Genomic DNA, 22744 nt, shown 5'->3' with positions numbered 1-22744 from the left:
TGGAGGTACCACCCAACCACATACCAAAAGGAGAGGTTTCTTTTGTACATTCAATATACCATGGACCAACTTCATCTGCCAATGGACCTGGAGGATGACATTCCTCCTCATCACCTTGTGCGCGTGGTGAATGATGCGGTCAACCGTTTAGATGACCAAATTTTCACTGACGCCTATCCAGGAGGAGGCCGAGACAGCTATCACCCCAAAATGCTAACCAAAGTCCTCATTTACGCTTACACACAACGGATCTACTCCTCCCGTCAAATTGCTAAAGCGATTCGCGAAAACGTCATGTTTATGTGGATTGCCGGCAGGCAGCGCCCAGACTTCCGCACCATCAATCGTTTTCGCTCCGAGCGTATGAAAGACGTGCTGGAAACCATCTTCACCTCTGTTCTTCAGCTCTTAGTCGAGGAGGATTACGTGAAGCTCGAACATTACTTTGTCGACGGCACCAAAATCGAAGCAAACGCTAATCGGTACACATTTGTTTGGGGCAAAGCGGTCGTGAAACAGAAGGCGAAGCTGCAAGAGAAAGTGCAGACGCTGTTTGCGACGATTGCACAAGCCGAGAAGCAAGAAGATGGCGAACAAGCGGGACAAGACCTTGCCGAGCTCGGTGAGTTATCTGCTTTAACCAGCGAAAAACTGGAGGCAGCCGTTCAACAATTGGAAGCGAAACTTCAAACTCAACCGAAGGACAAGCCTTTGAAGAAAGCGGTTCGCGCTTCGCAAAGATTTGCTTCCGCGTTTGCAGAAATACGAGTCCCAGCAAGAGATCCTCGGGGATCGGAACAGCTTCAGCAAGACGGATCATGACGCTACCTTCATGCGAATGAAAGAAGATCACATGCGAAACGGTCAACTGAAGCCGGGATATAACATACAGATCGGAACGGAGAATCAGTTCATTATCGGATACAGCTTGCATCAACGCCCCACAGACACACGTTGCTTAAAACCTCATTTAGAGAAGGTCAAAGACGCTCTTGGAAAGCTGCCGGAAACGATTATCGCGGATGCAGGCTACGGTGGAGAAGAAAACTACGCTTACTTGGAAAGTGAACAACTGGGAGCCATCGTGAAATACAGTACGTACCATAAGGAAAAGTCGAAGAAGTGGCAGCAGGACATCAGCAAGCTGGACAATTGGGGGTACGACGAGGCCGAAGATACATGGACGTGTGCGGCTGGACGCAAACTTCTGTTTCGCTATGAGTCTAAAGAATTGACTGAGAGTGGGTACGAAATAAAAAGGCGTCACTACCGGAGCATGAGCTGCGAAGGGTGCCCGTTCAAAGAGGCATGTACAAAAGCACAAGGAAACCGAGAAATTACCGTAAGTTTGAAGTATCTGAAATACAAGCAGCAAGCAAGAGAGAAGCTCCAAAGCGAGGAAGGGTACGTGCTATCGGTTCGGCGGATGATTGAACCGGAGAGCGTATTTGGTCAAATGAAGAACAACCGGGGATTCCGGCGTTTTCTGCTTCGAGGTCTGCCGAAGGTAAACCTTGAGGTCGGGTGGCTTTCGCTCGCCCATAATCTGCTCAAGAAGGCGGCAACAGACCGAAAACTAAAAAAAGCGGAGCAGGGATAGCCTCCCTAGCGCCGCTATTCCTTAATATTTGCCGATTTTTTTATCAAGTGAGCTGTCTCATCAAGTAAGTGAACCTACTTTTGAGACAGCCCCTTTACGATCTAGCTCCTATTCATTTTTGTTAATAAAGGATAGCTTTTTTTTCGTTTTGGGGGTATTCGAGAATTTTAGCTTGATGGGCATGTGGCAGTTGCCCCTTAATTCCATATCTCTAAGAATAACCCCGTCTGATAGGACAGGTTCTTCCTCGCCTGTTCGGAAACTTCGTCTTTCTTCGTTTGCTTGTCCAGCTGATCCGCGAATTTCTCCATCGCCTTCACCGCATTCTGAATGGAACCGCTCTCCATATGATGGATAGCCTTCTTTAACGTATTGTTCAGCTGCGGTACGATCGGCCCCTTCAATTCGCCGGACGCCGCATAATCCTCCAGAAGCATCTGCAGGGCCGTCAGCAAGCCCGGGGTCTGAACGGCGGGAACCGGAACGGCAGCCCAATCCGTATCGGAAGCAAAATAAAAGCTCGTATACGCCGGCTGGTTATACGCGGTGTTCTGTCTTGCGATCTCCGCTCTATACTGAGCGTCATGCATAAGCGTATACAGCTTGCGGTCGGTAACCTCGGTGCTGAGATAAATCCGAATCGCCGCGCTGTCCGCTGTCCGGACGAGAAGTTCCTCTCGCCAATCACCGAGAATATCCGCTGCCAGACCCGGATTTCCTTTCGTATAATTGTTCGTTCTTGTCCCTTCGGCTGTCAGCAATCTGCCTTTCTTCCAATCATCAATGGACGGCGTGGCATCGATGGCGCCGCTCACCATTTGAGTCGTCATGTCCGCCGACCATTTGATATTCATATTGGTGCCGGGCGCGGATGAGCTGATCTGATTGCCGTCCGCCGTCCACAGGCCGACCGCCCATGTTTCGAGACCTCTGTGATTCGGATCCACGTCGCCAACCATGCCGCGTCCCGTATCTTTCCCGGTATAGCCCCCATAGATGACTTCGCCCGTTTTTGCATCACGTAAAGCGTAGCCGTATGGAGCCCAAACGCCGCCCTCGAACACCATGAAGATTTCCTGCCCAGGCCGGTCCGGATCAATATCCGTCACATGAAGCGCGTCGCCATGACCTAGTCTGGCCGTAGTACCCGGAGCTGCGCTCTGCGGTGGCATGACATCCATCGAGCTGTACAATAAAGTTCCGTCATGATCAATCGTAGCGCCTCCGTATACAATCTCATGCTTGCCGTCGCCGTCAACATCCGCGGCGCTTAAGGAATGGGCGCCTTGCGTCGTTATGGTTCCGAACTCGGGATCCGTTCCGTCCCGGCCGTGAGGCCCGTCATTGAAAGGATTCGTCATCGGCGTCCAACCGCTGTCAACGAACCACCGCTCACTCAGATGCTTGCCGTCCCAGCCGTAGGCGACGAGCGTCGATCTCGTATAGTAGCCTCTCGCAAATACTGCTGACGGCTTCTCGCCGTCAAGGTAAGCTACCCCGGCCAGAAAACGGTCCACCCGGTTGCCCGGCTCGATTCTTGCCATCGCATAGTCGCCCCACAGAAGACCGTCATCCCCGCGTCCGGGCTTATAAGGCACCGTCTCCAGCTCAGCGCCGGTTGCGCCGTTAAAGACGGACAGGTACTCGGGTCCATTCAGAATAAAACCCTCGAATGCCCGGAGATTATTACGCGCGCTTCTGCCCGGCGCGTATACGTCCATGAAGTAATCGACCAAGCTCTCCGCATCCACCCTCGATAACGGATAGTCGTATTTCTTTTCGATTCCGAAGCTCTCTTCGAGAGTTGCCGACCAACTGCCCTTTTTCACTTCCTCATGCCCGGACCAGCCCATGAACATCTCAATCATGTGCTCATAATAATCCTCTCTGCTCATTCTGTAGTCATCCGTGTTGCTGTAGCCTGTATCGAGATCCTCTTGAGGCATCGTAATATATTCCTCGGAGGTAACCGTGCCTTCCTCATCATACGTGATGATCTTGGTTCCCGGAGCCGTCTTCAGCATAGTTTCCGCTTTGCCGTCTCCATCAAAATCATAAACCATGAACTGCGTATAATGAGCGCCGGAACGAATGTTCACGCCCAGATCGATGCGGTACAGCAGCGTTCCGTCAAGCTCGTAGCAATCGATATAGGTGTTGCCGGTATACCCGACCTGCGAGACATCCTTCGAATTGGTAGGCTCCCATTTGACGAACAGCTCGTACTGCCCGTCGCCGTTGACATCGCCTACGCTCAAATCATTTGCGGAGTAGGTATACGCCTCTCCTGCAGGCGTGACTCCGTCTGCCGGTTTATGAAGCGGCAGATCCGTATAGGAATTACCCCATGGCTTAATCTGAGCGCTTTGATCGACCTCCCGTCCCTCCGCGACAGCGCTTACATGATAGCGCGAAGCAGTGGAGCCGTCTTTGTCGAGATAATTGGTGCTGTCATCGACCGTTGCAATTTTAATGCCGTCGCGGTACACGTTGAAATTCGCGCCGGTCAGACCATTCTCCGAATAGCCGGTCACTTCGTTTGCGAGCAGTCTCCAGCTTAGAAACACGCCTTCCGAGGTCAAGGCTGCCGTCAAGCCGCGATCCAGGTATTCCAGCTGAATGCCGCGGGCGAGGCCTTCCGCGCCTTTCATTTCCGTACCGGCGGCTGATGCCGCCGTTATACTCGCAAGCAGAAGCGGAATAACCGCAACGCCTGTCAGCAGCTTCCTGCCAAATGGAGCTTTCTTTAATCTCATTACTTGATCACCATCCGTTAATTAGTTGATAGAACCCTGCTGATTGACTAGACTGCTAGAGGCTGCCCCCCCTTTCTACGACTCATTATAGTTGTAATATTCTGTCATCGACACCCAAATAATCGATATATTATGTTAAAAATCAGTGATTTTCTCAAGGATCGTGAGCTGCTGCTCTCTTATTCTCGCAGATCGCCATTGACCCCGTCAGCCGCAAAAAAAGAGCCCATCAGGGCTCCCTGCCATTAGATGATAGAAGATAGCTGACGAACGCCAGCTGGCGGTTGTCGGGCGACAAGTTTTTGAACAACGCTAAGTTTACACGCATCTCTTGTATAGGTAAAATACATATATCGAATCGATTACATTCCTTTTTACTGACCATTTTGCGTTCTGAATGGCCATTCTGCCCAAGGAAGGAGCCCCGGCGATGGACCAGACACCGTTTCTTGAGCCTAACTTCCTCTACCATGTGTATGTGAAGGGCGCGAAGCATTTTCAGAAAACCGACGACATTTACGATCACTGGGCACTATTCATCGTCGAAGAAGGCCAGTTTGATTTTCGAATGGGCGTTCAAGCCGAGACCGCCGTGCAAGGCGATCTGGTGCTTTGTCCGCCGGGCATAACCTTTTATCGCAAAACGAACGGCCTGTCCTTTCACATGCTCGGTTTTCAATGGAATGGCGGCCTTCGTTCGGAAGACTTATCCGGTACTGCCTTCCCTCTCATTGGAAAGTTTCGTCTGTTGAACAACAGAAGAATGAATTCCACGCTATCCCTGCTTCGCGAAGCCTATGATCTGGATCCCGGCATCATTCGCGGCTACAAGCAGCATCTGCTTCGGGACCTGATGGTTGTCCGGCAAATGGAGAGCTACAATCGGAAGCTGGATCTCTTGTACAGCGAGAACCCGCTTCTGCAGCGCGCCGTGCGGCTGCTTCAGCAGCAGGCGGAGTTCGGCGTCCCTTTAAAATCGGTCGCTGCCGAGCTCGGCATAAGCCAGGTTCAATTAACGAGGCTGTTCAAGCAGGAGTTCAACACGACGCCCAGCGCGTACGCGGCTTCCCTAAGATTGGATAAGGTGAAGCAGCTTCTCGCGAATTCCTCGCTGACGCTGGCCCAGATTGCCGATCACTGCGGCTTTACGGATGAGCATCATTTAAGCAAAAGCTTCAAGAAGCAGCATGGGATCAATCCGTCCTCTTATCGGAAAGCGCATTCGGTTTGATCCGCGGAGCAGCGCAAAAAAAGCAAGCCGGCTGATGAGTTCAGCCGGCTTGCTGCTATTATATCGTTCGATTAACCGCCATAACCCAGCGCTTTCAACTGTTCGGACGCGCTGTCCAGCAATGCTTTGTAATTCATCGTGGATTCCAATGTGCCGATAAAGGCGTCATACTCGCTGATCGGGCGTTTGTTATAAATAAATTTAGCGAATTCTTCTTCGATATAACGGTCCGCGTCCGCCGGATTATATCCTTCCGGATTATCGATGAAGCCCCCAAGCGATTCGATGCGCGGCTGTTCGCTCGCGAACTTGATGTACTCGCTTTGAAGAGCGAATTTCGCTTGCAAATATTCCATTTCCGGCCTGCCCGTGAACTGGTACAGCCAGGAATAGCCGACCTCGCTGGCTTTGTCCGTCATCTTCGGCACGCCGTTCTCCAGCGTGTAATGCGTATCCTTCACCCCGAATTGCACAAGCATCGAGCCGCCATCCGGGTTCGAAATATAGTTCAGAAGATCAAAGACGCGCTGCAGCTTCTCCGGATCCTTCTCGAGCGCCTTCGGAATGGCGTAACGGCCCGGTGTCGCGCCGATATCCCACGTGCCGTCATTTTGCCCTGCCGGTCCGCTCGGAGGTGCGATTTGCAGCCATTCCGCATTCGGATTAACCGTCTTGATTTGTTCCACCATCTGCTCTTTCGTCAAATTCGGCCAATCCAGATATACGATGCCTGCTTGCCCTTTGATCGCTTTCTCCGAATGCTGAAGCCCGCTGTTAGCGAGCAGCTCCGGATCGACCGAGCCGGTTGCGACCATCTGCTGAATGAACGTCAGCGCATCTTTCATGGCCGGGTCGTACAAGGCGTTGACGATTGCCCCGTCCTTCTCATAGAAGTTGCCCGGCATGCCTACGCCGAATGCTCCGAATACCGGGGCGAATGCGTTCAGCTTGCCGCCTGTCAGACCGAACGTATCCGGCTTGCCGTTGCCGTCCGGATCCCCCGTAGTGAACGCCTCGGCAGTCTTAGCCAGCTCTTCGATGGTCGCCGGCACGGGCAGCTGCAGTTTATCCAGCCAATCCTTGCGGATCCAGTACGTTTGATACGGAATTTGCGGCGACTTCGAGACCGCGAATACTTTGCCGTCCACCGTCCCCTTCTTCACGCTTTCTTCGCCGATAAAGTCCACGGTCTGCTGCAATTTATCCAAATACGGCGTCAGATCGAGCAGCAGTCCCTGCTTGGAGAACTGAATCAGCTGCTGGCGGTCGACCATGAACAGATCCGGGAAGTTGCCGGAGGCCATACGGACATTCAGCTGATTTTTATAATCGTCGCCGGATGGATATACGGTCAGGTTCAAATCAATGTTCAGCGCCTTATCCAGCTCCTGCTTGATGATGTCCTTGTCCGGAGCCGGCAGGTTGTTGCCGGTCTCGATGATTTCAAGCTTAATTTGTTTGCCACTTGCTTCACCGGTTTTTTCCGGCCCATCGTTGCTCGGCGCTGCGGTATCGCTTGGCGCATTTGAAGTGTTTGCAGGGTTGTTGTTGCCTCCGGCGCAGCCTGCGAGAAGAGCCGCAAGCAGTGAAACAGTGAGCAATACGGAATTCATTTTTTTCATCCTGTTCTCCCCTTTTCATATGCAAACTATTGAATAGGTCCGCACGGCTGGCCAGTAATCCATGCGGCGCCTAGGTCAACCTTTGATCGAGCCAAGCAGCATTCCTTTTGTAAAATGCTTCTGAAGAAACGGATATACGACGATGACCGGCAAGCTGGCAATCATGACGGAGGCCATCTGCATCGTCTGCGTCGGCAACATGTTCTCCGCATTTTCCAGCGGCTGCTGGCTTTGCATTAAGATTTCCCTGACCACAACCTGCAGCGGGAACAGCGTCCGGTCCGTCACATAGAAGATCGCTTGAAAAAATTCGTTCCAATGGCCGACCAAATAGAACAAGCCTACGGTAAGCAGCACCGGAATCGAAAGCGGCGTAACGATTTGCAGCAATATACGGAACTCCTTCGCGCCGTCCATCCTTGCCGATTCGAACAGCTCTTCGGGCAATCCCTCGAAGAAGCTCTTCATAATAAGCACGTTGAAGCTCCAAACCGCGTTAGGGAGGATCATCGCCCAGATCGAATCAAGCAGCCCCATCGATTTCACGACCAGATAGGTAGGAATGAGACCGCCGCTGAAGAGCAGGGTGAACACGATCATGAGCAGAAAGAAATTCCGTGCCGGCAGGTTTCTGCGGCTTAGCGGGTAAGCCATCAAGCCGGTTAAGACGAGATTGACGGCCGTGCCGATCACGGTAATGAGAACGGTAATTTGAAACGCTTTCGGAATATTCGACTCGGTCAGCAGCGTGCGGTAGGCGGAGAATGTAATTTCTCTCGGAATCAGGATGAACCCGCCGTTGCGCAGCACTTCCCCGAAGGGAGTAAGGGATACTGAAACGACATACAGGATCGGCAAGATGGCAGCCAGCCCGCATAAGCCAAGCACCGTATATACAACCCCGTTGAATAATTTATCGTCCCAGCCTTTTACCATATACCTTCACCCCACTTCTTCGCAATGCGGTTCGCTCCCAGAACAAGGATGAGCCCTATGACGGATTTGAACAGTCCGACCGCCGACGCCAGGCTGAAATTCAACTGCTGCAAGCCTGTCCGGTAGACCCAAGTGTCCAATATGTCAGCGACCAGATACACTTGAATGTTGTACAAAATATAAATTTGGTCAAAGCCTGCATCAAGCAGATGGCCAAGCTTCAGGACGAAGAGCAGGATGATGATGCTGCGGATGCCCGGCAGCGTAATATGCCATACCATCCGCAGGCGGCTTGCGCCGTCCACCTTGGCCGCTTCGTACAGCGTAGGATCGATGCCGGCCATCGCCGCCAGATAAATAATCGCTCCCCAGCCGAGATTTTGCCACACCTCAGAGCCGACCAGAATGCTTCGGAAGTAATCCGTTGAGGTCAGGAACGGGATCGAAGTGCCTCCCGCCTCGACAATCCACCGGTTGACCAGCCCGCCATTTTGAGAAAAAAGCGTAAGCAGTATACCGAATATAATAACCCAGGATAAAAAATGCGGCATATACGTTAAGGTTTGGACGATCGATTTCAGCCACCGGACCCGGCACTCGTTCAGCAGCACCGCGACGATGATCGGAGGAAATGTGCCCCACACCAGCTTGTACAAGCTGATTAACAGCGTATTCGATAACAGCTGGGTGAAGTATGGCGATTCATAGAACGCTTGAAAATGCTTAAACCACGGGTCCGCCCAAGCGCTCCCCGCAATGCCGTCCATGATGGAGAATTCCTTGAAGGCGATAATGACCCCGTACATCGGAAAATATCGAAAAATAATGAAATAAATGACGCCCGGGAGCAGCATGATGTAAAATGCCCGGAAACGCCATGCGGCACGCAAAGCCGACTGCAGTTGCGTTCGCGAAGCAGGCTGTATCCGAGGGGCGGGCGTATAGCTTTGCTTGGCTTCCATAGGTTCCCTCCTTTTGTGTATGCGCTTCCAACTTATGATTTAAGTATATACAGAGCCGTTTTGCTCCGATATACATAAAAACGTAAATAATGTATCGGATTAAACAAAAAAGCCGTCCCGGAGGACAGCTGTCATTCTTGAACGGATGCTTAGCCCAAAATGCCCAATTGTTCATCGTTTTCCGTCAGAACGGGAATGTCGGCGCGGATAATCGTACCGGCTCCCGGAGCGCTGCCGATTCGGAGCCCGTAAGTCTCCCCGTGATGAATACGGATTCTGTCATGCACGTTGCGCAGGCCGATGCCGGTAAAACGGTATTTGGACCGCTCCTGCTCCAGGCCCTCGTCAAGCAATTTGCATGCGTCCCTGCGCGGCATACCGACGCCGTCATCGCGCACATAAAGCCTGACGATCCCCCGCTCCAGCCTGCCTTTTATTGTAATAAGGCCTCCGTTCTTCGGCGCAATGCCATGGAATATGGCATTCTCGACAAGCGGCTGCAGCGTAAGCTTCAGAATCCGGTATGGCATTAGGGCAGGATCTATATCCAGCCGGTATTGGTACGCATCGCCATAACGCACCTGTTGAATGTGCATATACATGCGGAGGCCTTCCAATTCTTCTTCAATGGATACATATTCCGACTGCTTATCGAAGCTGAAGGCAAGCAGCTTGACTAAGGAACGGATCGTCTCCCGCACCTCGTCGATTCGCTGCTGCTTAGCCAAGCTGCTGATGCAGGCAAGCGTATTATATAGAAAATGAGGGGCTATCTGGCTCCTCAGCATTTTCAGCTCATATTCCTTCTTCTGCTCCTCCGCCGATTTCGTCTTCTGCAGCAAGTTTTGGATCCTCTCCAGCATCGCGTTGTAGCTCTGCGTCAGCCTGCCGATCTCATCCTTTCTCGTGACCGGAAGTTTCGCTACAACCTGCACATCGTTCAGCCGGTCCATCTTCTCGACGAAACGGCGGATCGGGTTCGTGAAGGAACGGCTTAACAAGTAAGCGCTAATCAACAGAATGATCACCCATGCAACGCTTGCGGTCCGGTAATTGTTATTAAGCTTCTGCAGATCCTTGTAGAAATAGTCCTCCTCGATAAATGCCGCAAGCGACCAGCCAAGCCGATTCTTCGTCGACTTTACCGCCACAAGCGGCTCGAGCGATTTCCCGCGGATGCTGCTGACGCCGATCTTAAGGGAAGCGAGCTGTTCCCGGAAGCTCTCCTGCAGCGCCGGCGGGTAGACGCCCTGCCGGAACGGCAGCAGCCTGTCCCGGGAATCCAGCCTGTTAATCACGTTTCCGTCCTTCGTGAACAGAATATAGGATTGATAGATCATCGGGGCAATACGTTCCGAAAGGGTATCAAGATTCACCTCTGCCGCCGCTACCCCGATGACCTGCTTGCGTTCATCGGTTACAGGCAGCACATAGGCCAGCGTATTGCCGGACATCGGAGAGTAATAGGGCTCGCTTACATTTATGGCGCCGTAATTTTGCAGCGCCAGCTCGTACAGCTCCGGAAGCTTGGAGTTGCCGATAATATCGTAATAGACCTGAGAATTGGAATAAACTTTACCGTCCGTCCGGATGAAATAAATGGTTTTTGCGATTGAATTGTTATAATTGGCGTATTTGCGCAGCGTGTCCATGGCAAGCTCCTCATTGCCCTCCTCGAACAAATCCGGACGGGTAGAGAGCAGAAGCAGCATATTTTCGACATTGTCCAGACTGGCATCAATATACTGGTTGGTCCGGCCGACAAGCAGCTCCGCATCGCGGACGACCTGATTCCGGAGCAGCGTCTCCGCCTCGTTCAGATTGCGCCAAGCCAGCACCATGACGAGCAGAAGCGTCACGATGAATAAATAGATGAACTGCTTGGTGGCAAGACCAAGGCTGCTGTACCAGCCGAGCAGCTTCGACATGATTCCATTCCTCCGTATTCCGTATCGTAGGCTGATTAAATATGCCGCTTGAAGTCCGTCGGAGACACGCCGGTCCAATTGCGGAACGTCACCGTGAAATAGCGGTAGCTTGGAATTCCGACCTCCTCCGCTATTTCGTACACTTTCTTGTTCGTGCGTTTGAGCAGCTCTATCGCCCGCTCCATACGCAATCTCGTAATATATTCATTGACCGAACTGCCGGTCTCCTCGCGAAAGAGACGGCTGATATACTGCGGGCTTAAGCCGACCTGCTCCGCGAGAATCGGAAGCGAGATCGGATGCTGCATGTTATCCTTAATCCACTTGATCGCTACCCGTATTTCGATACGCGACCGTTTGGATCCGCTTTCAATCGATTCGATATCGCGGAGCAGGCTTGCCGTCATCTCCTTCAGCGTCCGGGCTTCCATCAATTGCCCGATTCCGGCGCTGCCTTGATCAGTCCCCCCACGCTCCTTTAACCATTCCACCCGCCAGCTGACCAAGCGCTGTTTCAGCTGCTGCGGCTTGATTCGCCGCTTGCTCCACCATTCGTACAGGTCGTTCTGCAGGCATTCCTTTAAGCTTGCGGCCTGCAGGCCTGCTTTTCTTAGCAGCTCGCTCATTTCTTTCATATGCTTATCCGACATATCGAGCAAGGACAGAGGGCTTCCGGTAAATACCGCGTACGGTTCCACGCCGTCGTAGAAGAGCGCCTCCTTCCATTCGGTCGTAAGGGCCAGCGCGGATACAAGCTCATCCTTGGTCTTGAAGGGTCCGCTTAGGATGGCGTATGCCGCCGTGTCTTCCTGCCCGGTTCCGCTCATAAACTCTTTCATGCTGTCGGCTAATGTCTTCGCTGTCTTAAGAACCGGCTCAACGTCTGCCTTCGTATGATCGCGCGAGGCAAGGAGAACGAAATATTCCTGTTCTCTGATCGATAACCAGGTCATTCGATCCGGTTCCGATCTTTCGATTTCATTCAGAATTTGCTGAATCCGCTGTCTCGCCGCGAGGTAAACCGGATTGGGGGCATGAATGATAAAACGCGCAAGCAAGTGAGGCCGCGTTTCATCCAATCCGATATGCTGCCAATCGGCGCGGCTAAGCTCATGACCGTGCAGCAGCTTACCGAACAACGCGGCCTGAAGCAGCCGCCGCTCGGCTTTTTCGCTGTCCCTGGAATGTCGCTCCTTGACGATTGCCGCCCGAACTTTGTCCAGCGCCTGCTTCAGCTCTTCCTCGTCCATCGATACCTTTAATAAGTACTCGAGCGCCCCGAGCCGGAGCGCTTCCTGCACATAATGAAAATCGCTGTGGCAGGTCAACAAAATAATTTGAACGGCAGGGTACCGCCGCTTAAGCTCGCGGATAAGCGTAATTCCGTCCATGATCGGCATCGTAATATCCGTGACGACGACATCCGGCACGCAGGACTCGCACAGATGCAGCGCCTCTTCCCCGTTGCCTGCTTCACCGATTAAGACGGCTCCGCAGTCCTCCCACGGAAAGATTCTCAGTTCCTGCCGCAGCGGAATTTCATCATCGACGATCAGAACGTTCATCGGCATAGCCGTCATGATACCCTCTCCCCTCAACTAATGCGCGTAACCTTTTGGCCCGGATTCGCCTTGAAATAAAGCTTTCAACGGAAGCATCGCTTCCCCGGGCACATAATAGTGGAACGGATTATCGGAAATGACGCCGAGCAGCTGCTTCCGGCAAGGAGTCGCATCCTGCAGCAGCTTATCGGAAGCGGACCGGTAATCGATCGGCCTCATCCATACCGGGCTGTACCCCATGAACAGCTGCCTGCGCGTAAACTCGGAATGATTAGGCGCGCCGGCATGCCAAATATTTTGAGGAAATAGAAACGCGTCGCCGGGCTTACCGCAAATTTGCAGTTCGCCGGGAATAACGTCCCGGACATTGTTCGTCTCCGGCTGATACGGTTTATTGTGCGATCCGGGAATGACTTTCGTATTGCCGCGGTTCGGTTCCGACATATCACTTAGTATATAACAAACTTTGATGTAGTAGGTGGACGTAATTCCATTTTGCTTAGGAAACTGCGGATGCGGTCCGTCCTGGTGCCAGTTAATGAAGCTGCTCGTTTGCGTCGACTCATCCTTCGGATTCGGTTTACGGATCGTCAAATGCGAAATATGCAGCTGAATGTTATAGCCCAATAGATTAACGATCAACGGCAGCAGCGTCGGCTCATCGATGAGGGAAGCGATTTCGGGATGCCGCTCGACGCTGTTATATAGATTGTAAGCAAGCGTATCCGATTCCTCCGCAATGACCTCGTCAATCGCATTGTTCAACCGTTCAACCTTCTCCGGCGACAAAATCCCCGGCAAAACCAAGTAACCGTCCTCTTGAAATTTTTTCATCAGCTCCGGGACATTCAATGTTGCAGTCGACATCGTACATTCCTCCTTCTTGTAATTAATTTAATTATATAAGCCGTTTTATTCGTTTAAAATGTAAAGATGAAACTAGTTTCTTGTATATTTTTTCAGATAATTCAATTGTGTTGAGCAAATGCCTCACTGCTTCCGATATCGCTGCGAGAGCAGAAGCATTCTTACTGGTCGGCTTCGCGGCGATCTCCCTCCCGTTGGGGACAGTAATCGGTCTATCCTGGATTTCATCCATGATAGACTCGAGTTTACGACTAGAGATGAATCTATGTTGGATTTCCTCCATCGAAAATCGCATTGCGCCTCCTTATGGGTTTTACATGGTCCAAATGGATGGATGAAATACAGGATAGCGTGCAATTATCCGTTTTTGGGGCAAAGTTACTGGAGTAAATACAGGGTAGTCTTCATTTTTTAAATCCTGCATGACAACAGTAAGTAAAGTTCTGCCGATTCCCCTGCCTTTGTATTGTTTCGTTACCTTAAACCAATGCAGTGTATTGATTTTGTTATAAACTTTCCAAATAAAGCATGTTCCTATTGGCTTATCATCCACATTGCAAACAAATAAGCACTTCTCAAAAAACAAATCTCCTTTGTCTGCATATACATCTTCAAAGTAATTTGTCATAAAATCATGATAGTTCATGGCGGTATTCGAATCGTCAAAATGTATGGCCTTCCGGATTTCCAACTTACTTTTCCTGCAGCGTCTTACGTGGAACTCCATCGGCATTTCTTGAATCGCAGACGCATGGGCTTACAATTTGAAAGAGCGGCTGCCTGTAAGGCACCCGCTCTGTTTCATTTTAAGTTCATATAGTTAAGACCATTTCACTTGCAAAGGGCATCCATTTCCAAGTCACGAACCGAGCTCCGCCTTCTCCAAAGCCGCTGCCGTCTCCAGCAAAATCGTGCCGCTAAGCTGCGTGCTGAGCTCCACGTCCCCGGATGGCGGTTCATCCCATCTCAAGCCGAACAAGGCATCCTCCTTGCCCGTTACCGTATCCCACAAGGCTGACGCATTCGCCGTCAATACGGCGGCTACTTCGCTGCCGTCTTCCATCGCGCCGGCAAGCTCGCCCGCATACCGGACAAGGATGCCTTTGAACAGGCCGGCATCGCCTCCGCCTTCCTCGGGCAGCAGGCCGGTATCCGGCTCGGCCAGCACTTCCATGGCGGCGCGCCATGTCCGCAAGGCATCCTCCAGATAGCCGCTGCCGCCTGTGAGACGGTACAGTTCAACCGCCGCGCCGATAAAGACGCCTTGACAGTAGGTGAACTTCCAATCCTTATCGATGGCGCCGTCGCCGAGACGGTTCATGCCGTCCCATACGAAGCCCGTCGCCGGATCGACGAGATTTTGCTTCTGCCAATGGTAAATTTTTAGCGCCCACTCCAAATCCTCTTCTTGGCCGAAGGCCGCATATAGGCGGGCTGCAAGGATGGCAGCCGGCGCGTTGGCCGGCGTATTCTTGTAATCCAGCTGCGATTTCTGCCACGCGATGCCGCCGCCCATATGGTCGTTCCAGCCGGTCTTGATATCCTCCCAGAGAGTCAGCGCCGTCTGCCTGTACGCATTCTCCTGATTGATTCCGTAAGCGCGAAGCCAGCCGATCGCCATCCATTCCATGTCATCATATAGATGGTTCGGCCATTGTCCGCCGTTACGCCGCAGAATGCCTGGATAAAGGCGGGACAGCCGTTCCTTGAAGAAGGAATGACCCGTTCGGTTCCACCCGTCCACTTGCGTCTCTACGGCGTGAGCCATCCACCAATAATGAAAAATCGTGTTGCATGATCCGCCCGGGCATGGCGTCTTAATGTCGTACATGTCGATAGCCGGATTCCAAAACCGGGCTTCCAGCGTGCGCTGTGCCGTCTCCGCCCTCGTTCCCCAAATCGCGGCCTTCACGTCGTTCGTCATCGTCATCGTCACCATCCTCATCCCATTCCGTCATCGATTGCCACGTCTTTAAAACGCTTACACTTAATATACTATACACGTTATATTGATATGTCAATATGCTAACTCAAATTTTCGGACATTAATAACAAAATGTAGAATAATGACGCAAAAAAAGATTGAACAGATCCTCCGGCGATCTGCCCAATCCCTATTATTAGAATCCAGCTGTCAGATTACGTTTAATCAATCGTTGACCGTTGATTTTCCCGGCACGATTTTATGATCTACAATATGGTTGAGCTGCGTTTCATCATGGTTCAGCTTGCCCAGCACCAGTTGTACCGCCTTGCGTCCGATCTCCCGTTCATTCTGCCGAACATGCGTAAATAAATAGTCGCCGAAATGCTGGCCCGGCGAATCGAAGCAGACGATCTGATAATCCTCGGGAATCGACTTGCCCATCGATAGCAGCACCTCCCGCAAAATCAGGCTCAGGTTGTACTCCGATACGACGAAGGCCTTCAGCCCCGGATTCATCTCCACGAATCTGCGGACATTCTCAAAGTCTTGGCGTACGTCGACCGCGTCGAATGTCTGAGGCAGGGTACTGTACAGATTCGTCATAAAATGCTCCGGCTTCGGGGTCCAGCCTCTCAGCGCGCATGCGTCCGTAAACCCTGTCAGCCTGTCTTCGATCGTCGTCGTACTGTCGGCAGGCGAAGACAGGAAGCCGATCTGCCGGAGCCCTTTGTCAAACAGCAGGCTGGTTGCATCGAAAGCAGCCTTCCGGTTGTCGGTGAATACCGCGCTTGCCGCAATGCCCTTCAAGTAACGGTCGACCAGCACGATCGGGAAGCCGTCCAGCACGAGCCGGAGAAGCTCGGAATTGTAGTGCTCCCCATGACCCGGGAACACGATAATACCGTCGACGCCGAGACTGACGAAGGAACGGATTGCCGTCTCCTCTTCCTCTCTGTTGTCGTAGGTCAGCTTCATCATCATCCGGCAGCCGTTCAACGAGCAGTGCTCTTCGATTCCCCGGATGAGCTCGGCGCCGAAGGAATCGCCGAAATCCGGAAGAATGACGCCTACCGTCCGCCATGCCGGTTCGGCTTCCCGTTTCGGATCCGCTATTTCCGCCGGCCTGCGCAGCTTCATCTCCTGCAGCTCCGGAATAACCTCCGCGACGAAGGAGCCTTTTCCCTGAATTCTCTCAATCAGCTTGTACTGCGAGAGCATCTCCAATGCTTTCTTCGACGTGATCCGGCTTACGTTGAACTGGTCGGCCAACTCTTTCTCCGAAGGGACGCGGTCGCCTTTCTTCAAGTCGCCTTCATTGATCTTTTGAAAGATGTGGTTAAAAATCCGCTCGTACAAAGGAATATCCATCGATCGACCTACCTTGTCTATTAATCTTGATATATCAACTATACATCTTTCTTATTACGACATCAACAATCAAGCAGAAACGTATATTTAAACAAAGAAGAACGGGTGACTGCAGCCATGCAATCCCCGTTCCAATTCCACTCTTCAGATTAGCCTTGTAATTATCGGCATTCACGACATGTTCGGAAACAATCTCCTAAAGCGGCAGAAGTTGATAGGCTATCCTTCTTTCAGCCTTTCGATTTTCGCCGCTGCCTCAAGCAGGAACACCCCGCTTAATTGAACCGTAAGGTCGAGAGGCTCCTGATGCGGCTGATCCCATTCCGTTCCGAACAATCCCGTCTCTATCGTGCTGCCCTTCGCGAGCAGGGCATCGGCATTATGTTCAATCATTTCTTTAATGCTTTCGTTCCCGCCGACCTCATACAGATTCGTTAAATATCGGATAAGAATGCCTTTGAACATTCCTCCGTCGCCCGTCCCCTCTTCCTTCAGAACGCCCGTCTCCTCGCGGATGTGATAGGCCATCGCCGCTGCGGCCGTTTTCTCCGCATCCTCCAGATAGCTTTTATCCTTCGTCAGCTTATACAGCTCTACAGCCGCACCTAAGTAAGTACCTTGGTTGTACGTAAATTTCCACTTCTTATTGACATGGATGACGCCTTGGTCAGCCATGACCAATCCGTCATACACGTTTCCGCTGACCGGATCGACCAAATGCTGCTTCTGCCATGCGAAAATCTTCTTCGCCCACGCCAAATCCTCCTCATTGCCGAATCGCTCATACAGCCTGGCCGCGAGAATGGCTGCAGGCGCATTGGAGCAAGCATTCCGGTTCTGCCGCTGATCCTTCTTCCAGGCCATGCCCCCAAGGCCATCCTCCCACCATGCGGTTTGAATATCGCCCCACAGCTTGATCACATAATTTTTGACCGTCTCGCTCCCGCCGGCGTCATACAGCCGCAGAGCGGCCAAGGCAAGCCACTCCATATCGTCATAAAATTCATTGAACAGCGAGCCGTTGCGCTTGATAATGCCCTTGACGATCTCCTCCGCCTTCGCCAGATACGCTTCGTCGCCGGTCCGTTCGTAGCCGTCGATCATCGCATCTACGGCATGCGCCTTCCACCAGTAGTTTAAGCTGCCTTCGCGCTCCTTCGCGTAGGGGTAAGCGTTATTCATGAACTTCCCTTTCTCGTTCCAATAATGGCTGATGAGCATCTCCTCCGCCCATTCGGCATGACGGGCGTATTTGTCATTCCCGCCGGCGCCGCCGCTGCAGCCTGCAAGAAAGAAACTGCCCGCGAGCACCATACTGATGGTTTTCATAAGCTTCACTTAACCCTTCCTTTCCAGATTCCGCTTTCACCGGCTAGCCGACAACCCCGCTGTGCTCGATGCCTTCCACGAGATATTTCTGCGCGAAGAGATACAGGACGATTAACGGCAAAATGACCAGTAGCGACATCGTATTGGTCAGCGTCGCGGTCAAGGGCTGGCCGTTCTTCAGTCCGACGGTAGCTCCTTCGAGCATCAAGCCTTCAAAGCCCGTTAGAAGCGAATTGGACAACAGCTTGATCTGGCTGAAGAACATGGAGGAATAGAAGCTGTCCGTCCACTGCCAGGAGAACGAGAAGATAAAGATCGTAATCATCATCGAGATCGAGATCGGCAGGATAATCCGGGCGAAAGTCCGGAACAAGCCTGAGCCGTCCACGTATGCGGCCTCTTCCAGCTCCTTCGGAATGCCCTTGAAATATTGCCTCATGATGAGAATATACAGGCCGTTCTTAAAGCCGAAGCCGATAATCGACAGAATAGCCATCGGCCACATGGAGTCCATCAGCCGGACGGTGCCGCCGCTGATCGCGGACAGGAGACCGAAAATATCAAAGAAGCTGAATTTCATATAAAGCGAAATCATATAGGTCTGCGGCGGAATCAGAATCGTAAGCACCACGAGCGTAAATACGAGCCCTTTCCCTCTGAAATTAAAGCGCGCGAGTCCGTATCCGACCATCGTGCATACGAGCATTTGCAGGGCGCCGCTCATGAACGCGATGCCGAACGTATTCGCCAAGCCTTCGAAGAAGGACGTATAGGCAATCACCGTCTCGTAATTGAACCAGGTCGCCTGCCTCGGAATGAAGCGTACCGTGCCGTCGATTAGATCCTGCGGGCTCATAAAGCTGTTCGATAGCTTCACGAGCAGCGGATACAGGATCAGGAACGCCAGCCCGATCAGAAGTAAATAGCGCATCACGCCCCAGAACAAACGGTTCACGAAAAACAGTTTCAAATATTTGTGCTTGAGCTTCCCGCTCAGCAGCCCTTTTCTTTTTGCCGCCATAGGCGTGCCCGTCTGCGCAACGCTCATCTGCCGTCACTCCTTATTCTGATAAAATACAAACCGGCTTACGAACAATCCGATGACGATGAGAAATACAGCCGCTATCAGGAAATAAACCCATGCCATCGCCGAGGCCGCACCGTATTGGCCTAGCTTCATCGCTGCCGTAATCCGGTCCATGACCTGATTTTTGCTGCCGGTGAAGGAGTCAATTATGGAGTAGATGATATTAACCAGAATGAGCGGACTGATAAGCGGAAACGTAATTTTCCAGAAGCTCTCCCAGCCGGAGCAGCCCTCGATCTTGGCCGACTCGTAGATGGAAGACGAGATCGCCTGCAAGCCGGCCAGGAAGATCAAAATTTGCACGCCGGAATGATTCACCACGTCGTAAATATTTTCCGCCGCACCGACCGTAACATTTACGAGCGCAGGGCTGAAATCGAACATTTGAAACATATACCTCTTTAATTGAAGATTGCTGAACATACCGCCGGCCGACTCGTTCACGACCGCGATGCCGGTATCCAGACCGGGTATGCTTTGATATGCGTTCATAATCGAGTTGCTTAAGTCCGCCTTGTCGATAATGCCGGTGGCCAGAATGACCGGAACGAAGAAGATCGCCCGGAAGACCGCCCGGCCTTTCATTTTCTGATTAAGCAGAACCGCAATAAAAAGGCTGTACATGACGATAATCGGAATGTCGAACAGCATATTTTGCACGGCGTTATACAGCTGCCGGTTAAAGTAAGGATCGACTCGTAAAATTTGATGGAAATTGTCCATCCCGATGAATTTCGCCGAGTACCCGCCCTGTTGCAGCACATTCACTTCCATGAAGCTGAAGCGGAAGGAATCGATGAATATTCCCAGGAACAGAAGGAGAAAACCGAGGACGAAGGGACTGACGAACACCCAGCCCATCAGATCCCGCTTCTGCGTCACGGTTAGATTCATCAGCTTCTTCCTGCCTAAAGCCGCAGACCATTTGCTCATTGTCGATGAACCTCCTCGCCGGGGTTACGGGTTGACGGTTGCAAAATCAACCGGACCTACCGCCATCCCCTCCACCTGAATTTCTTGTTTGCCGTAGTTTACGATAATGGCTTTGCCGTTCTCGTACGTTGTTTTATACACATTCTCCGCAAGCTGCTCATGGCCAGTAATGGCCTGATCCTGAACGTCCTTCAAAGCTTCGTTTATTTCCGCGTAGATGGCGGGCGCCTCCTCTTTCCAATCGGCATACCGCGAAGCGTATACCTCGTCGAACAAGGAGGCATCCTTCAGCAGGCTGCTGTCGCCGTAATTCAGCTTGAAATAGACGCCGCTGCCGGTCTCTAATGCCTTCAATACAGCCGGCCGCAAGTCATTCGCCAAATTAAGCGGCTCGCCGGCATACCCGATGTAGCCGTGAAGCGCGATTTGCAGAAAAGGGACCTGCCTGTCGGCTATGGCAAACGAGCTGTCCTCATCCGGAAGATGCAGGATATGATCCGCGTACGGAAAAATATAAGCATTGCCGTTGTCGGAGATGATGTCCTCATACGCCTCGCCGGCCTTTGCGAGCACCTGCTTCGCGATTGCCTGCGACTGCTGGCGGTTAACCTGCCTGCCGTTCTTAAAGTTTGAATTTAACGTCTCGCCCAAGGTGGATAAGGAGATCGCGTTCAGCTTCAACGAAGCGTAAGCCTTCGTAAACCCGCTGTAATAGCCGGGAATTTTATTCGGATCGATGCCCCACACGCTGTTCTCATACTCCAGGGACGCGACATTCAATATGCCCTTGAAGCTGATCTTCTGGAACAGTGACCGGATCCCGTCCTTATGGGGCTTGAAGCCGTCAAAGAATTTATTCGACGAGACATTCACAAAGTCGACATCCGGATAAACCCGCGCCCCCAAAGCCTGCGCCTTCGCCGCCAGAGACTGCAGGCCCTTCGAGCCTCCGAGCACCTTCTCTACTTTCATCTTGTCCGGCGCGGTCGGATAGAAGCCACCGTTATACCAGCCTGTATATCGCAGCTTCATGTTGCTTACGCCGGCTTGCGACAGCTCATCCAGCATCTGCCCCGCCTGCTCGAACGACGTGACGGCCGCTTGGCTGCGGGCAGGAATTCCCAGCTTTCTGACCATCGTCTCTACCGCGCCCATGGTGTCCAGATAAAATGGAATATTCGCCTCCGGCGTTACTTTGTTCAACATCCCCTTGCCGGCAAGATAATGACGGTAGGCTCTGGCCATGCCGACGTAATCGGCATCGTCGCCGGTCAGGAAGAAGTAGCGCATCACGATATCGCCGCTGTATTCGTTCTTCTCGTAAATAATCCAAGGCGCCTGCTCGAAGGCATTCTTCTGGATAAAAGTATCCTTGTTCCGTATCGTAAAGGCGGCATAAGCGGTATTCCAGGAATGATTGATGCCGCCCATCATGCCGTTAATCTCCGCGACCGCGTCCCCCTCCTCGATCACGGAGAACAACGCCGCCCCGTCCTTCTTGATCCCGAATACCGGTGTCCTGAACTCCTGCTTGAAGCTGCCTCTTGCCGTCTGCGATAACGCATAATCGGGACCGTACAGCTTCCCGGTCGTGAGCAGCGTGTTCTTGCTCGCATCGTTATTGAAATTTATAATCGTGCCCGACCCGTCGGGAAGGAATAGATAGCCCTCCTCACCCGTTTCTCCCGCGCCGAAATAATTCAGTACGATCATCTTCACCAGATTGAAACGTTCCTTGTCATATTCGATTTGCCCGTTGCGTACCGTGACGGATAACCCTTCATCCTGCAGCACGTAATCGAGCTTCAGCTTGAAGTAAGGGAAGACGGCGTCGTCTCCGTTATAACCGACCAGCTTGTAGTCCTCCTCCAGCTTCTCATACGAATAACCGGCCTCCTTGACATACCCCTCCAATACGCCCTTATCCCGCTCCGTAATCGAGGTTTTCAGCACGTAGATATCTTCTTTCTCCAGGACGGGATATTTCGCGAGCAGCTCGCCGCCTTTCGCTCCCTCGAGATCCTCGCGCGAATATTGAATATAGAAGGCTAGAATTCTTCTCTTCGCCCGTTCCTCTTCAATAAGGTTCAGGATGTTCACTTCGAAGCTGGCTTTCGTGATTTGCTGCGGAAGCAGCCGCCTCTGTTCCTCCCGCCCCAGCACCATGTCCACCGTCAAGCCTTGATCCAGCTTGCCCCAGCTCACTTGATCCAGCTTCATGGCATGGGTATAGCTGTTCATCTCCAGATCGCCTTCCTTGCCTTTCACGTTGTAGATGAGCTTGATCTGGGACATCAGCTCCTCCTTCATCGCGCCGCTCGCTTTCGGATCCTCTAAGGCATCGGCTGGATTGGAGTAGAACCTGCTCCCGGTCGCCATATCCTCAACGACGACTCCCCCTGAGTTGTTGTCGAAATATAATCGGAGCCTGTCGTTCTCGGCGGCAGGCGTCAAGCCTCCGTTCTTCACCGGCTTCTGCTGCTTCGCCGCTTCGGTTGCGGCCGGCGCTTCGGCCTCTTCCGCCGTATTCGCCGCGCCTGCCGACTCGCCGGCTGCCGGTCTCCACAACGCAAGCAGAGACAAGGCCACGAGCAGCGCGCAGATGATCCCTTTCACATTCATACAGCTGACCTCCA

General features: G+C 52.3%; 15 protein-coding genes and 1 pseudogene. 2 read left to right on the top strand and 14 right to left on the bottom strand.

Annotation, left to right across the window (positions count from 1 at the left end; translation table 11 throughout):
• The first annotated feature begins 42 nt into the window (after positions 1-42).
• Positions 43-1600 (top strand): annotated as a pseudogene (locus H581_RS33835) (IS1182 family transposase).
• A 197-nt stretch (positions 1601-1797) separates the two neighbouring features.
• Here the strand turns inward: H581_RS33835 and H581_RS0111820 are convergent.
• On the bottom strand, positions 1798-4356 hold the full coding sequence (locus H581_RS0111820) for a rhamnogalacturonan lyase (protein WP_028610166.1): 2559 nt from the start codon (positions 4354-4356) through the stop codon (positions 1798-1800).
• A 430-nt stretch (positions 4357-4786) separates the two neighbouring features.
• Here H581_RS0111820 and H581_RS0111815 point away from each other — a divergent pair, with 430 nt between their 5' ends.
• A complete protein-coding gene (locus tag H581_RS0111815) occupies positions 4787-5587 on the top strand; it encodes an AraC family transcriptional regulator (RefSeq protein WP_028610165.1) in 801 nt (266 codons plus the stop codon).
• Between the two features lie 71 nt (positions 5588-5658).
• On the opposite strand, the gene H581_RS0111810 is transcribed toward H581_RS0111815, so the two are convergent.
• The 13 genes from H581_RS0111810 to H581_RS0111745 all read right to left on the bottom strand — a co-directional run bounded on the left by H581_RS0111810 (position 5659) and on the right by H581_RS0111745 (position 22730).
• Positions 5659-7209: an extracellular solute-binding protein gene (locus H581_RS0111810; RefSeq protein WP_028610164.1), complete on the bottom strand. Its 1551-nt coding sequence runs from the start codon at positions 7207-7209 to the stop codon at positions 5659-5661.
• Between the two features lie 75 nt (positions 7210-7284).
• Positions 7285-8145, bottom strand: coding sequence for a carbohydrate ABC transporter permease (locus H581_RS0111805; RefSeq protein WP_028610163.1), 861 nt, complete (start codon positions 8143-8145; stop codon positions 7285-7287).
• A complete protein-coding gene (locus H581_RS0111800; RefSeq protein WP_028610162.1) occupies positions 8139-9107 on the bottom strand; it encodes an ABC transporter permease in 969 nt (322 codons plus the stop codon). Before H581_RS0111800 ends, H581_RS0111805 begins: the two co-directional genes overlap by 7 nt.
• 149 nt (positions 9108-9256) lie before the next feature.
• The gene (locus tag H581_RS0111795; RefSeq protein WP_028610161.1) at positions 9257-11035 is read right to left on the bottom strand and encodes a cache domain-containing sensor histidine kinase; all 1779 of its coding nucleotides are present in this window, start codon (positions 11033-11035) and stop codon (positions 9257-9259) included.
• Between the two features lie 35 nt (positions 11036-11070).
• Entirely contained in the window at positions 11071-12615 is a 1545-nt protein-coding gene (locus tag H581_RS0111790) for a response regulator (protein ID WP_028610160.1), read from the bottom strand.
• Positions 12616-12633: 18 nt separating this feature from the next.
• Positions 12634-13464 (bottom strand): phytanoyl-CoA dioxygenase family protein, encoded by an 831-nt coding sequence (locus H581_RS0111785; protein WP_028610159.1) that lies wholly within the window; start codon positions 13462-13464, stop codon positions 12634-12636.
• Positions 13465-13777: 313 nt separating this feature from the next.
• Positions 13778-14155 carry a GNAT family N-acetyltransferase gene (locus tag H581_RS33830; protein ID WP_051250721.1) on the bottom strand — a complete coding sequence of 126 codons (378 nt, stop codon included), beginning with the start codon at positions 14153-14155 and terminating at the stop codon, positions 13778-13780.
• A gap of 168 nt (positions 14156-14323) precedes the next feature.
• A complete protein-coding gene (locus H581_RS0111770; RefSeq protein WP_245600028.1) occupies positions 14324-15394 on the bottom strand; it encodes a glycoside hydrolase family 76 protein in 1071 nt (356 codons plus the stop codon).
• Between the two features lie 219 nt (positions 15395-15613).
• Complete coding sequence (locus H581_RS0111765) at positions 15614-16759, bottom strand: GntR family transcriptional regulator (protein WP_036718502.1); 1146 nt, start codon at positions 16757-16759, stop codon at positions 15614-15616.
• A gap of 219 nt (positions 16760-16978) precedes the next feature.
• Positions 16979-18088 carry a glycoside hydrolase family 76 protein gene (locus tag H581_RS0111760; RefSeq protein WP_036718985.1) on the bottom strand — a complete coding sequence of 370 codons (1110 nt, stop codon included), beginning with the start codon at positions 18086-18088 and terminating at the stop codon, positions 16979-16981.
• 43 nt (positions 18089-18131) lie between these two features.
• A complete protein-coding gene (locus H581_RS0111755) occupies positions 18132-19136 on the bottom strand; it encodes a carbohydrate ABC transporter permease (RefSeq protein ID WP_051250719.1) in 1005 nt (334 codons plus the stop codon).
• A 6-nt stretch (positions 19137-19142) separates the two neighbouring features.
• The gene (locus H581_RS0111750) at positions 19143-20108 is read right to left on the bottom strand and encodes a carbohydrate ABC transporter permease (protein ID WP_051250717.1); all 966 of its coding nucleotides are present in this window, start codon (positions 20106-20108) and stop codon (positions 19143-19145) included.
• Positions 20109-20132: 24 nt separating this feature from the next.
• Positions 20133-22730 carry a DUF5696 domain-containing protein gene (locus H581_RS0111745; RefSeq protein ID WP_028610152.1) on the bottom strand — a complete coding sequence of 866 codons (2598 nt, stop codon included), beginning with the start codon at positions 22728-22730 and terminating at the stop codon, positions 20133-20135.
• Positions 22731-22744 lie beyond the last annotated feature (14 nt).

The organism is Paenibacillus harenae DSM 16969, from assembly GCF_000422465.1.
Taxonomy (GTDB): Bacteria; Bacillota; Bacilli; order Paenibacillales; family Paenibacillaceae; genus Pristimantibacillus; species Pristimantibacillus harenae.
Note: the sequence above shows the minus strand (reverse complement) of the source record. Positions and strands in the feature narration are given on the sequence as shown.

What these genes read in the sequence shown, in the direction of transcription:
- H581_RS0111820 (WP_028610166.1), bottom strand. Translation starts at nt 4,356, where the DNA reads ATGAGATTAAAGAAAGCTCCATTTGGCAGGAAGCTGCTGACAGGCGTT.
- H581_RS0111815 (WP_028610165.1), top strand. Translation starts at nt 4,787, where the DNA reads ATGGACCAGACACCGTTTCTTGAGCCTAACTTCCTCTACCATGTGTAT.
- H581_RS0111810 (WP_028610164.1), bottom strand. Translation starts at nt 7,209, where the DNA reads ATGAAAAAAATGAATTCCGTATTGCTCACTGTTTCACTGCTTGCGGCT.
- H581_RS0111805 (WP_028610163.1), bottom strand. Translation starts at nt 8,145, where the DNA reads ATGGTAAAAGGCTGGGACGATAAATTATTCAACGGGGTTGTATATACG.
- H581_RS0111800 (WP_028610162.1), bottom strand. Translation starts at nt 9,107, where the DNA reads ATGGAAGCCAAGCAAAGCTATACGCCCGCCCCTCGGATACAGCCTGCT.
- H581_RS0111795 (WP_028610161.1), bottom strand. Translation starts at nt 11,035, where the DNA reads ATGTCGAAGCTGCTCGGCTGGTACAGCAGCCTTGGTCTTGCCACCAAG.
- H581_RS0111790 (WP_028610160.1), bottom strand. Translation starts at nt 12,615, where the DNA reads ATGACGGCTATGCCGATGAACGTTCTGATCGTCGATGATGAAATTCCG.
- H581_RS0111785 (WP_028610159.1), bottom strand. Translation starts at nt 13,464, where the DNA reads ATGTCGACTGCAACATTGAATGTCCCGGAGCTGATGAAAAAATTTCAA.
- H581_RS0111770 (WP_245600028.1), bottom strand. Translation starts at nt 15,394, where the DNA reads ATGACGATGACGAACGACGTGAAGGCCGCGATTTGGGGAACGAGGGCG.
- H581_RS0111765 (WP_036718502.1), bottom strand. Translation starts at nt 16,759, where the DNA reads ATGGATATTCCTTTGTACGAGCGGATTTTTAACCACATCTTTCAAAAG.
- H581_RS0111760 (WP_036718985.1), bottom strand. Translation starts at nt 18,088, where the DNA reads ATGAAAACCATCAGTATGGTGCTCGCGGGCAGTTTCTTTCTTGCAGGC.
- H581_RS0111755 (WP_051250719.1), bottom strand. Translation starts at nt 19,136, where the DNA reads ATGAGCGTTGCGCAGACGGGCACGCCTATGGCGGCAAAAAGAAAAGGG.
- H581_RS0111750 (WP_051250717.1), bottom strand. Translation starts at nt 20,108, where the DNA reads ATGAGCAAATGGTCTGCGGCTTTAGGCAGGAAGAAGCTGATGAATCTA.
- H581_RS0111745 (WP_028610152.1), bottom strand. Translation starts at nt 22,730, where the DNA reads ATGAATGTGAAAGGGATCATCTGCGCGCTGCTCGTGGCCTTGTCTCTG.